This window comes from Paenibacillus polysaccharolyticus, assembly GCF_900102085.1.
Lineage (GTDB): Bacteria > Bacillota > Bacilli > Paenibacillales > Paenibacillaceae > Paenibacillus > Paenibacillus polysaccharolyticus.
On the sequence record NZ_FMVM01000001.1, the window covers coordinates 58,394 to 71,120 of the forward strand.

Annotated in this window: 13 protein-coding genes; all 13 read right to left on the bottom strand. The window is 45.5% G+C overall.

Translation table 11 applies throughout. From position 1 onward, the window contains the following. Window position 1 precedes the first annotated feature (1 nt). A complete protein-coding gene (gene prmA / locus BLQ13_RS00255; RefSeq protein WP_090914781.1) occupies window positions 2–967 on the bottom strand; it encodes a 50S ribosomal protein L11 methyltransferase in 966 nt (321 codons plus the stop codon). Between the two features lie 168 nt (window positions 968–1,135). Further along, complete coding sequence (locus tag BLQ13_RS00260) at window positions 1,136–1,528, bottom strand: hypothetical protein (RefSeq protein ID WP_090914783.1); 393 nt, start codon at window positions 1,526–1,528, stop codon at window positions 1,136–1,138. Beyond that, entirely contained in the window at window positions 1,521–1,700 is a 180-nt protein-coding gene (locus BLQ13_RS00265; protein ID WP_090914785.1) for a YfhD family protein, read from the bottom strand. Before BLQ13_RS00265 ends, BLQ13_RS00260 begins: the two co-directional genes overlap by 8 nt. 187 nt (window positions 1,701–1,887) lie before the next feature. Then, entirely contained in the window at window positions 1,888–2,256 is a 369-nt protein-coding gene (locus BLQ13_RS00270) for a hypothetical protein (RefSeq protein WP_090914787.1), read from the bottom strand. A 209-nt stretch (window positions 2,257–2,465) separates the two neighbouring features. Then, window positions 2,466–3,584, bottom strand: a complete 1,119-nt coding sequence (dnaJ, locus tag BLQ13_RS00275; protein WP_090914789.1) for a molecular chaperone DnaJ — start codon at window positions 3,582–3,584, stop codon at window positions 2,466–2,468. Window positions 3,585–3,718: 134 nt separating this feature from the next. Further along, the gene (gene dnaK, locus BLQ13_RS00280; protein ID WP_090914791.1) at window positions 3,719–5,557 is read right to left on the bottom strand and encodes a molecular chaperone DnaK; all 1,839 of its coding nucleotides are present in this window, start codon (window positions 5,555–5,557) and stop codon (window positions 3,719–3,721) included. A 124-nt stretch (window positions 5,558–5,681) separates the two neighbouring features. Continuing rightward, window positions 5,682–6,272: a nucleotide exchange factor GrpE gene (gene grpE, locus BLQ13_RS00285; RefSeq protein WP_139168822.1), complete on the bottom strand. Its 591-nt coding sequence runs from the start codon at window positions 6,270–6,272 to the stop codon at window positions 5,682–5,684. A gap of 23 nt (window positions 6,273–6,295) precedes the next feature. Continuing rightward, entirely contained in the window at window positions 6,296–7,327 is a 1,032-nt protein-coding gene (gene hrcA, locus BLQ13_RS00290) for a heat-inducible transcriptional repressor HrcA (RefSeq protein ID WP_090914795.1), read from the bottom strand. Between the two features lie 173 nt (window positions 7,328–7,500). Next, window positions 7,501–8,853 (bottom strand): sensor histidine kinase, encoded by a 1,353-nt coding sequence (locus BLQ13_RS00295; protein WP_090914797.1) that lies wholly within the window; start codon window positions 8,851–8,853, stop codon window positions 7,501–7,503. After that, window positions 8,850–9,578 carry a response regulator transcription factor gene (locus BLQ13_RS00300; RefSeq protein ID WP_090914799.1) on the bottom strand — a complete coding sequence of 243 codons (729 nt, stop codon included), beginning with the start codon at window positions 9,576–9,578 and terminating at the stop codon, window positions 8,850–8,852. Before BLQ13_RS00300 ends, BLQ13_RS00295 begins: the two co-directional genes overlap by 4 nt. 262 nt (window positions 9,579–9,840) lie before the next feature. Further along, a complete protein-coding gene (locus BLQ13_RS00305) occupies window positions 9,841–10,674 on the bottom strand; it encodes a hypothetical protein (protein WP_090914801.1) in 834 nt (277 codons plus the stop codon). 279 nt (window positions 10,675–10,953) lie between these two features. Further along, window positions 10,954–11,424: an N-acetyltransferase gene (locus BLQ13_RS00310; protein ID WP_090914803.1), complete on the bottom strand. Its 471-nt coding sequence runs from the start codon at window positions 11,422–11,424 to the stop codon at window positions 10,954–10,956. 117 nt (window positions 11,425–11,541) lie between these two features. Next, the gene (hemW, locus tag BLQ13_RS00315; RefSeq protein WP_090914805.1) at window positions 11,542–12,726 is read right to left on the bottom strand and encodes a radical SAM family heme chaperone HemW; all 1,185 of its coding nucleotides are present in this window, start codon (window positions 12,724–12,726) and stop codon (window positions 11,542–11,544) included. Window position 12,727 lies beyond the last annotated feature (1 nt).

The window sequence follows — 12,727 nt, forward strand, 5'->3', positions numbered from 1 at the left end:
ACTACCTCTTTCTGGCTTCAAAGGCTAGCCAGTCCTCTTCACGCTCGATCGCACGAACTTCAAATCCTGATGCCACCAGTGCATCATGTACAACCTGCTCCTTGTTCTTCCAAATGCCCGAAACGATATAGATCCCACCAGACTCCAGTGCATTATACACATCATCAACGAATAGCAAAATAATTTCAGCCAAGATGTTGGCTACAATAATTTTGACTGGCAGCTTGACACCTAGAGCGGGGTCTTGACTTCCAAGCACAGACAATAGATCACTTTCTTTGACCGTGATCTGCTGCTGCATCTTGTTCAGCTCCACGTTTTCCATCGCACTTGTTACCGCAACCGGATCAAGATCAAGTGCCAGCACATGCTTAGCACCTAGATGTACCGCGCCGATGGCCAAGATACCGGAACCTGTACCCACATCAATTATTTCCTCGCCACCCTGAATGACCTTTTCCAGTGTACGTAAACAGAGCGTTGTCGTTGGATGCGTCCCGGTACCAAAAGCCATTCCTGGATCAAGTTCAATAATTTTTTCATCTGGGCTCTCCGGTGTATATTCCTCCCACGTTGGCTTGATCGTCAGACGCTCGGATATGCGCACCGGTTTGAAGTATTGTTTCCAAGCCGTTGCCCAGTCATTTTCATCCACCGTACGTGTTTCGTAACGAATCTCTCCGACATTAATTCCAAAGTCGGGCAATTCTTCAATTCTCGGATTTACTTCTGCCTGCAAGGCAGTCATGTCTGTACCTTCGGAGAAATAACCTTTGATGACCGCAAAACCTTCGGGAATATCATTCAAAGGAACGTCATATAACTCGCCATACGTCGTATCCCGTTTTTTATTTAAAGTACCGGACTCTTCAATCGACACCCCTCCAGCACCCGCTTCATGCAAAAAATTCGAAATCATCTCCACAGCTTCTTCTGTGGTATGTATTGTTAGTTCATGCCATAACATACGTGGTTTTGCCTCCTCATTATTCAAACATCCCAACTATTGTACTACACTTGCAAGCCGAAGCACAAAGCATACTCGTAAAAGAAAACAAAACAGGATATCCGCAGTGAAACCGCTCGAATATCCTGTCCCATTTTTCGGTGCTGTCGATCTTTCTCATGAACACAACTAATAAAAACGTCCGCCGTTCTGTGTGATCATCTCTGCCGCTTGCGGTAAAGAATCGTGAGAAACAGATACCGTCAGCAAAATGCCCTGCTTCACACTTCGCGTTGCATCTTCTGGTGTATGTTCATACACCTGTCCTCCCGATAACATCTCGGTCTCATCACTGATTAGAGCGAGTACATTTAGCTCGCCGCTGAAGCCGCCAACAACCGCTGTTGGTGAATGCTCTTCTTCCTTAATATCAGTTGAGCCACCTGTTCCTTCATGCTCACGCAGACTCTCGATACGTAACTGGTTCGGATGCAGCAACTCCAGAGCTCTGCGAGCAGATTCAGCTTCAGACCAACTCGTGAATACAGCCTCTAGTGTGACCGCAGAGCGATCTTCAGTCATTGATTTCCCTTCCTTGACGACGATCCGCTGCCTCACTGCGGCGCAAAGCTTCAATATCCTCGTGATCGGCCAATTCTGCGCTGAACTCCACATCCTCATTTTTCGCAGACTGCAGACGCTTCATCTTTTCCGTTTTTGTTAAAATTTCACCTGGTCGTTGTCGATTAGCCATGTTGTTCTTCCTCCCTTAGTATTTACACATACACTCCGATGACAGAATAACCTTCCAATCGCTGTTATCCCCAGATTTTTTTGATTCCCTTTTTCAAGGGTAAAATCCGGTGATAAAGGCGAACGCTCCGCTTTTTCAGGTTTTTTCTGTCCTCTCCGTTGCTGTGTAAATGATCTTATTGCTCAAATCAGATCATTCCACCGGCTTGTTCAATAATCGACATTGCTCGGTGATGCACCTCTTCATCTACAACGACAGTTAATAGGATGTCCCTGCCTGTAGGGCCGCCTTGTCCGCCATCGCTCATTCCGCTTGCAGCAGGGTCTGCCGCAGCCATAATGCCTGAGCTGCCACTCATTTGCATCGCATCAGGTATCCATGATGAGTAACTGCCGGAGATACCTGGTTTATAGGAGGCTCCGCTTGGCCCAATACCCGCATAACGGCTAAAACGATTAATAGACAAGTCTTCCACTCGCAGCGCCTCCAATTTTTTGACCGCTCCCTGTGCCTGCTCAGGGCTATGAAAATAGGCCAAAATATTTTTCTCCGTCATTCGCTTCACCTGCTTCCTGTAATTCTGTCAATCTGTATCCCGCCATGCTATCTTTCCGCAACCGAGTCCAGAATATACCGAATTTCTGACATGTGGGAACACTTGGGAACACTTGGGAACACTTCGAAGCAAACTAATTTACATACAAAAAGACACCATCGATCATCAAAGATCATCGATGGTGTCCTCATAACTACTTCATATATGAATCAGTCGCCGCGAAAGGCGCGTTTTACTCGATCAAAGAACGATTGCTCATGCTCATGAGTTTGTTCTCCATCCAGTGCAGCAATTTGACGAAGCAGATCTTTCTGTTCGTCATTCAGCTTACTTGGTGTAACCACAACAACCTTCACATGCTGATCTCCTTGTCCCATACCGCGCAGGCGTGGCACGCCTTTACCTTTGAGACGGAAATACGTTCCGGTTTGTGTACCCGCCGGAATTTTCAGCTTCACTTTTTCGGTCAGTGTCGGGATTTCAATCTCGTCTCCAAGCGCAGCTTGAGCAAACGTCAACGGAATTTCACAGTAGATGTCATCGCCTTCGCGCTCAAAGAAGTCATGAGACTTCACACGAATAACAATGTACAGGTCGCCTGCAGGACCACCGCGCAGACCGCCTTCACCCTCACCTGTCATACGTAACTGTGCACCGTCATCCACACCAGCTGGAATGCGAACATTGATTTTGCGCTGTTTGCGAACTTTGCCGCTACCGCTACACGTTGTACATTTTTCTTTGATAATCTGTCCAGTACCGCTACAGTTCGAACAAGCGCGGCGATTGACCATACGACCAAATGGTGTATTCTGAACGACTTCCTGTTGTCCACTACCCTTGCAGACCGTACATGTTTCCGGCTTCGTTCCTGGTTTGGCACCTGAACCGTGACAAGTGTCACAGCCTTCTGTACGCGGAATCGTAATATCCGTTTCCTTGCCAAATACAGCTTCCTTGAACTCAATGGTCATGGTGTATTGCAGATCGTTCCCCCGTTGCGGAGCATTCGGGTCACGGCGCCCGCCACCACCGCCAAAGAACATATCAAAGATGTCGCCAAATCCGCCGCCACCAAAGTCTCCACCGCCAAAACCACCTTGGTTCGGATCGATGTGACCATACTGGTCGTACTGAGCACGCTTCTGGCTGTCACTTACGACATCATAAGCTTCTTTTACTTCTTTAAATTTGGCCTCTGCATCTGCTGCCTTGTTTACGTCAGGGTGATACTGACGGGCGAGCTTGCGGTAAGCCTTTTTGATTTCCTCGTCGCTTGCATTTTTGCTTAGTCCGAGTACCTCATAATAATCACGTTTTTCAGCCACTCTTCCACCCCCATAACATTCACCTTATCGCACATCGTGACAAAAGGAAAGTCAAAGCACGGGAGCCCCGGCTATGACTTTCCCTTTAATCCGAACGTCACCGATGTTTTAACTCGCAGGCTATCGCGAATTAATTATTTTTTATCTTCGTCTACAACTTCGTAATCAGCGTCTACAACGTTGTCACGTTTAGCAGAACCTTGTTGCTCTTCAGCACCTTGAGTCGCTTGTGCATCAGCTTGAGCTTGCTCATACAATTTAACAGACAACTGTTGAACAATCTCAGTCAGTTCTTCTGTAGCGGCTTTGATGTCTTCCAGATTGTCGGAAGCCAGTACGCCTTGCAATTTTTCTTTGGCAGCATTTGCTTTTTCTACTTCGCCTGCATCTGCCTTTTCACCAAGATCTTTAATTGTTTTGTCTACAGAGTAGATCAATTGGTCTGCACTGTTTTTCGCTTCTACAAGCTCTTTACGTTTTCTGTCTTCCTCAGCATGAAGTTCAGCATCTTTCATCATTTGCTCAACTTCAGCATCGCTCAGACCGCTGGAAGAAGTGATTGTAATTTTTTGTGTTTTGTTTGTACCTTTGTCTGTTGCAGACACGTTAACGATACCGTTAGCATCGATATCGAAGCTAACTTCGATTTGCGGTACACCGCGTGGTGCTGGAGGGATATCTCCCAACATGAAGCGACCAAGCGTTTTGTTGCCAGCTGCCATCTCGCGCTCACCTTGCAGGACGTGAATCTCAACGCTAGGTTGATTATCTGCATAAGTGGAGAACACTTGAGATTTGCTTGTAGGGATCGTCGTGTTACGCTCGATCATTTTCGTAAATACGCCACCTGCAGTTTCAATACCCAGGGACAGCGGAGTTACGTCCAGCAATACTACGTCTTTCACGTCACCTGTCAGTACGCCCGCTTGTACAGCTGCACCCAAGGCAACAACTTCGTCCGGGTTAACACCTTTGTGCGGCTCTTTACCTGTCAGTTTTTTGATCGCTTCCTGTACAGCAGGAATACGAGTGGAACCACCAACCAATACGATTTTATCGATATCGTTAGGTGTCATGCCCGCATCGCTCAATGCACGGCGAGTTGGTTCAAGCGTACGTTCAACCAGACCAGCAGAAAGCTCTTCGAATTTCGCACGGCTCAGGTTTAATTCCAAGTGCTGAGGAACGCCATCAGCAACCGTGATGAACGGCAGGGAAATCGTTGTAGTCAATACGCCGGAAAGCTCTTTTTTCGCTTTTTCCGCTGCATCTTTCAAACGTTGTACCGCTGCTTTATCTTTGCTCAGATCAATACCTTGATCTTTTTTGAATTCATTTACGAGATAGTCGATAATTACTTGGTCGAAGTCGTCACCGCCCAGTTGGTTGTCGCCACTAGTCGCTTTAACTTCGAAGAAACCATCGCCCAGTTCCAAGATGGATACGTCGAACGTACCGCCACCCAAGTCATACACGAGAATCGTTTGATCTTCGGATTTTTCCATACCGTAAGCCAAAGCTGCTGCTGTTGGCTCATTGACGATACGAAGTACTTCCAGACCTGCGATTTTACCTGCATCTTTCGTCGCTTGACGCTGACTGTCATTGAAATAAGCTGGAACGGTAATAACCGCTTGAGTTACCGTTTGGCCTAAGTATGCTTCAGCATCAGCTTTCAATTTTTGCAGGATGATTGCAGAGATCTCTTGTGGAGAATAATCTTTGCTATCGATCGTTTCTTTGTGGGATGTACCCATGTGACGCTTAATGGAAATGATCGTACGATCCGGGTTCGTGATCGCTTGACGTTTCGCTGTTTCACCAACGACACGCTCTCCATCTTTTTTGAAACCTACAACGGAAGGAGTAGTACGCGCACCCTCCGGGTTTGGAATAACTACAGCCTCGCCGCCTTCCATAACGGCTACGCATGAGTTGGTTGTTCCTAAGTCAATACCAATTACTTTGCTCATCCGAAAATTTCCTCCTCGACAATCTAAAATGAATAGGCACTTGTCAGCCTTATTGTGTTAGTCAGTTAACTACTCTATGTGTATAAAACCTGTATATTAAACTTCGCCATTTAGTACACTTAGATTAAGAACTAACCTTAACCATAGCCGGACGAAGCACTTTATCTTTCAGCATGTAGCCTTTTTGAACTTCTTCCACAACGATGCCTTCTTCATGCTCATCGCTCTCCACTTGCATAATCGCTTGGTGGAATTCAGGATTAAACGGTTGTCCAACGGTTTCCATTGGAGTCAGTCCTTCGTTCGTCAGCACGGTTTCCAATTGACGCAAGATCATTTGAAATCCTTTGGCAAAAGATTCAGTCTCCGTACCTTCCGGTACAGTAGCCATAGCGCGCTCGAAATTATCCATAACTGGAACCAGTTCGGTGACCAGCTTCATCGAAGCGTATTTGGCAAGCTCTTCTTTTTCCTTCTGGGTGCGACGACGGAAGTTATCAAAATCAGCTTGCGCACGTACAAAACGTTGCTGCGTTTCCTCAGCCTCTGCTTTCAAACGTGACAACTCATTTTGCTCCTGATCCGTTATCTCCTCAGCCTGTGCTTCTGCAGCTGCAGCCTCATTGACCGGTTCCTGCTCAGCGGCTGTTACTTCTTGCTCTTCTGTGAATGATTGCTCCTCTTTCAAGATGTTCACCTCCTTATAAGAATGAATCGATGAATCGTAATTCCCGTTGCTTATTTGAAGCGAGTCGTCAGCATCGTTGTAAGATCACGGGATAATGTATTTAGAATATGGATGACACGTGCATAATCCATGCGGGTTGGTCCCAGAATTCCAATGGAGCCAAGTGCTTCGCCGTCCAACGAATATGACGCTGTAATCAAGCTACAGTTCGCAAAGGCCTCATGATCATTCTCTGTGCCAATTCGCACCTGAATCCCAGACCCGCCGGGCACTGGCATCATCAATTTCATTAATGTTGGTGTCTCATCTAACAAGTCTAGAATGTCTTTAACCTTTTCTACATCTCTGAACTCAGGTTGTGTCAACATATTGGTAGCGCCGCTGAGGAATAGACGATTGTCATGCTCATTGTCAAACGCGCTATTAAGTACCTGCATAACTTCCTCATAACGTGTAATGTGACGCTCCATCTCTTGGCCCAGCTCGGTATAAAGACGTGACTTCAGCTTGTAGATTGGTACGCCTACCAATTTGCTGTTTAACAGACGAACCACATTCTCCATCTCAGCAACCGAAATCTCGGGTGGGATCTGAACTGTCTTGTTTTCCACCTGACCGGTGTTCGTCACAATAATAGCTACAGCTTCATTCTCATTCAGCGGGAGCAACTGGAAGTGACGCAGTGAGGTGTGGAACACCTCAGGTCCAAGCAGAATCGAAGTATAATTGGTCATATGAGACAAAATGTTGGAAGCATGCTGAATAACCTGTTCCATAACATTTAGCTTCTCTGCAAAAAATGACTTTAGATCATCCAGTTCCTGTGGCTCCACTTGATTCCAGGGAACCAAATGGTCGACATAATATCGATAACCCTTATGAGAAGGTATACGTCCAGCCGAAGTATGCGGCTGTTCGAGAAAACCCATCTCTTCAAGGTCGGCCATTTCATTACGAATCGTTGCCGGACTGTATCCAACATCTCCTCTTTTGGAGATGCTTCGGGACCCTACGGGCTCAGCTGAACGGATATAGTCATCCACTATAGCGTTCAGAATCATTCGTTGACGCTCTGTTAACATGGTGAGTATTCCCTCCTTCTGACTGTACTGTCCCATGTCGTTAGCACTCCAGTTAGATGAGTGCTAATCGGTAATACAAAAATACCAAACTGACATGATCATTGTCAAGTCAGTTTGCGGAATGGGATCATCTATTTATAGTATAGGCCAATAACCTTCACTTATAACGTATATTATGCACCTTGATGCTGGATTTCTCGCTCCGCAGGATAATGTCTCAGACTGAAACGTGCCCCACCTAGCGGTGAGTCACTATACACCAAATCTGCATGGAGACGCGTTGCCAGTTGCTTGCTAATGGTCAGCCCCAATCCTGTCACACCATTATTTCCTGTGTAAAAACGACGGAAAATACGCTGTCCATCATGCTCATTCAAGCCTGGCCCATCATCATCGACATGAAAAATCCAGTCCGCGTGATCATCGGCAGAGAGTTCCAATGTTAATTTCACTTGCGTTTCGGTATGACGCACAGCATTTTGCAGCAAGTTTAGCAGAATCTGAAACAATTGCTCACCTGCTGTTTCCACGATGAACGAATTGGCTTCCGCTGTCAAATGTATTCCTCGCTGAAGCGCAGTTGGCATAAGCAGATACACTGCTTCTTCGGCCATGTTTTTCAGATCAATGACTGCCACAGGCCATTCCTCATCCACAGTTTCCAGTCTGGAGAGCTGAATCAGTTTGCCAACCATGTCAATGAGGCGTTGCGACTGGGTAGCAATAATATCAAGTCCCTGATCCGTGGATACGACCTGATCCTGAATGGCATATACGTAACCTTGAATGGACATCAATGGTGTCTTAAGTTCATGGGATACATTTTGCAAAAACTCCAGCTGATGCCGGTGATGGTCATCAATTCTGTTACTCATTAATTGAAAGGTCTGGATCAATTCGCCGATTTCTGTATGGTCAGCCTGAAGGAATTGATCTCTGTCAGGCATGTTTGGCTCATATTTGTTTACAGCCTCTTTCAAGCGATTGAGTGGCTGTACCGTTCGCCACACGGCGAATAATCCTATCAACAGAATGACAACAAAACTTGCGGCAATCGACAGAAGGGTTGTTCGAAACAACGGAATGTACATTGCCCTGAGTGACGATAGCGGAGAATACAAGATCACTCGAAACTGTTTATGTGACAACTCAGCCTCACTGTATAGGACCTTTTTTCCATTTAAAATCATATAACCTTCGTGTGTACCTGGGAATCCTTCCAATTTCATCCCCACACGTCCCGCACTGCTTGAGGCGACAATTTTATCCTGCCCATCAATTACAAAATAGTCCGCATAAAAGAGAATATCTTTAATAAAAAAACGAAAACTGTCATTGTCCAGATCCTCCAGATCATCTACACGAATGATCTTGACAGCCTTCTTCGTTTGTCCATTTAATTGCTCTTTGACCTGATTGAGCAAAATATCATCAAAGAGGTGTATAAAAAACAGTACCGTAAACGCCACAGTAACCAGCATACTTGCAAACAAGGCGAGCAGCATTTTGCTGCGTATTGTCTTCATCGTGTATGTACAGCTGCTTTGTAGCCGAACCCCCATACGGTATCAATGGTAAGTGTAGCTTGAACCTGTGCAAGCTTTTTACGAATCCGTTTCACAAGATCATCCACTACACGCACTTCACCGTAAAAATCATAATTCCAGACCTGCTGGATCAACTGTTCGCGGCTGAATGGACGATCCAGGTGTTGGGATAGAAATAACAAAAGCTCGTATTCCCTTCCGGTTAGCCCCAATTCTTCTCCACTAACATTGACACGTCGGAATTCTTCTGAAATCTGCACGTTCCCTATACTAAAATACGACCCTTCCTTAGGCTGATGCCGCTCCGTTTCTTTTGGTTCAATCCCTTGTGATAAACGACTGCTGTGTATCAAACGAAGCATACCTTTTACCCTCGCAACCAGCTCACGAGGATTGAAAGGTTTGCTCAGAAAATCGTTACATCCCAGTTCAAGCCCATTTAAACGATCAATTTCCTCTCCTCGAGCCGAGACCATAATAATGGGAATTTCAGTGAAGGTTCTCAGTTCCGTCAAGAGTGTAAGCCCATCAACCCCTGGCATCATAATGTCGAGAATCAAACAGTCCGGCTTTCTCAAGCGCACTTCCCCGACCAGCTCTCTGCCGTGTGCAAAGGAGGTCACTTCATATTGTTCCTTCTTCAAATAACCTGCAATAAGTTGCAAAATATACGGATCATCATCCACTACAAAAATATGCGGCATCGGCGTTCACCTCGGCATGAATATAACACTTCTGATATGTTTTTTATTAAATATATTACTACTAATGTAACAGAGTCTGTACTCAGATTCCAAACTTCCATGAATGGCCTAAATATAACGTTACAAACACCCGATTCAACATGAAAAAGACGGAGTTCCCCCCTAAGAGAGCTCCGCCTGTGTACGCCGTATATCATAATGTCACTGATGCGTTAAATTATGGACTGGATCTGGTACAGTGAGGGCATCAGAGCACAACTTCTTATTTATGGGATGAGCTTGATTTTGCTGCCTCGTTTTTGTTTGTAACATTTGTTTTGGCTGGTGCTTTCGTAGCAGATGTTGCAGCTTTATGAGTTGTCACGGTAGCTGTTTTTGGAGTTGTTGTTTTCACTCCAGTTTTTGGCGTAGTTGTTTTGTTTACAGTCGTCTTAGCTACTGGCGTTTTAGTGCCTACCGTTTTTTTAGCTGTTGCTTTGTGGGCTGCGATTTTGTGAGCGGCTTTTTTCGCTTTGTGTGCCGTTTGTTTTGCTTGATGCGCAGTAGCCTTTGCTGTTGCTGAAGCTTTGTGTGAAGCCTGTTTGGCGTTATGAGCCGCAGCTTTGGCATTATGTGTCGTTGTTTTTGCTTTATGTGTTACTGTTTTTGCTTTATGAGCAGTTTTTCTGCCCTTGTGATGCATTGCTGTTGTTTTATGAGAAGCCCTTTTTGCTTTGTGAGTCACTTTTGATTTGTGCACAGCTTTTTTCGCTTTATGCTTCGCCACTTTTGCTTTATGAGCAGTCTTTTTGGCTTTATGCGTTACTGCGCTCGCTTTGTGAGTTGTTGTTTCCTTCTTGGTTGTAGCTGTTGTTTTGGAAGGGGCCACTTTAGCTCCTGTCGTTTTTGTCGGCGCTACAGTGGATTTGGCTGCTGGAGTGGTTGTTGATTTTGTTGTTGTAGATTTGCTCGTTGAGCTAGCCGATGCTCCAGCTTTTTGTGTTTCAGACGGTTTTACGGAATTCACAACAGGCGTTGCGGCAAAAGCACTACCTGCTCCACCAATTACACTCATCGCTGTTACCAAAGCTGCTACATGTTTTGTCCATTTTTTCATGATCGGTCACCTCATTCTTAAGATTGAGCTATCTGCATACTCCCTGCTTCGTACGTTGAAAACCTTGTTTTTATCCGTGTTCTTCAACTGTTCCACTGTGAAGTTTTTTTGCAGATCGCTTATGTAAGTTCATCTTAACAAGAGGATGTGTGAGAATAATGGAATAAGTGTGTGAAAAGTATATGAAAAAAACGAGCACCAAAAAAAGACCACAAGCCCTTTGAAACCTTAGGTTCCTTGGGTTGTGATCTTTATCTTTTTATTCATATAAGCGTATAACTACGCTGACACATTCAGTTCTTTCAGAACCGCAATCTCGTCACAGCAATCCTGCTTGCTGCAATGAACGCAGTCCGTCCACACTTTCTCAGGGAAGATTTCTTTTTCCACAACAGCAAAACCATTTTTCAGAAAAAAGGAAACTTCATACGTGAGAGCCATCACCTTTGGAATCTGTTGTCTCTCCGCCTCTTCTACAAGCCGGTCAAGTAGACGGGACCCGATGCCAAGCCCTTTATACCCCTCTGAAATGCCCAGTGATCTTACTTCCACCAGGTCATTGCCCAGACGACATAATGAGCCGCAGCCTACGACAACTCCATCCACCTCAGCCACAATAAAATGCTCCAGCTGTCGATGCAGTACTTCCCGTGAACGCGGAAGCATGATCCCACGCTCTGCATATCCCTTAATCATTTCAAACAGTGGTTCAACATCTTCCGGTACAGCTTTCCTGCATATAACCGACATCCAGCTCTCCTCCTATAACGACGCTTTCCGAGGAAAGCTAGCTTCGTAGTTGTTTAAATTAACACGCCCTGTAAAACAATATGAATAAATATACAACAGAGCGTATAGAATTTCAAGCTACGAATTTAGCGATATAGAGCCGATAAACTCCGCAAAAACGTCATTGCCGAACAGAATACCTTGTTCACTCAGTTTAAAGCCGTCTGCTGTCCGCTCAAGCAATCCTGCATGCAACATTTTGCCCAGCGGTTTCGCAAATACATCCTCCATGGATTCCCCGAACTGATTATGGAATCTTGAAGATGAAGCGCCCTCCAACATACGGAGTCCTACCATTAAGTAATCCTCCATCGCTTCCGCACGGCCAATCTCGAAATGATCCAAACGAGGCAGTCCCGCACGTGATGCTTCCACATAAGGATTAATCCCTTTAATGTTCATATGGCGTTCACGGCCCACGTAACCATGTGCACCTGCACCAAGTCCGTAATAATCCTCATTACGCCAATAGGTGATATTATGACGGCTCTCGAAGCCAGGTTTGGCAAAGTTACTGATCTCATACTGTTCATAACCTGCTTCTTTCATGCGCTTCATTAATAGAAGATACATCTGCAACTCATCATCTTCGTGTGGAAGAGGTAATTGATTTTTTTGGTACAGGGTATGGAAAAGTGTATTTTCTTCTACCTTCAGGCTATAGATCGAATAGTGTTTCAGATCCAGTTCCAGCGCTTTATCGATACTTTCATTCAACATCTCCACCGTCTGGTTTGGCAATCCAAACATCAGGTCAATCGACAGGTTATCCAGTCCCGCCTTACGTGCATTATCCAAGCTCCGGTATACATCATCTGTATTATGAATCCGGCCAATGCCCGTCAGCAGATCATTCTGAAAAGCCTGTACGCCAAAGCTGACACGGTTCACACCGCCTTCTTTCATCGCGGCCAGCTTTTCGGCATCCGTCGTTCCCGGGTTAGCTTCCATTGAAAATTCAATATCGTCTGCCCAATTCGGGAAATAGGTTTTGACCGAACGCAGGAAATAAGCCATCTCGTCCGGTTTCAACGCGGTTGGCGTTCCGCCACCGACAAAGATCGTTTTAATTTCGCCTGGCGGATTCGCCTTGACGGTATGCTCCATCTCCCGTTCCAGCGCCTCCAAGTATTGCATCACAGGCTGATCTTTCAGAACATAAGAATTAAAGTCACAGTAAAAACATTTATTTGTACAAAATGGAATGTGAAGGTACACCGCTTGGGGCGCACCTGTTTTCTGGTTGTGTGCTGCAAGTGTCACG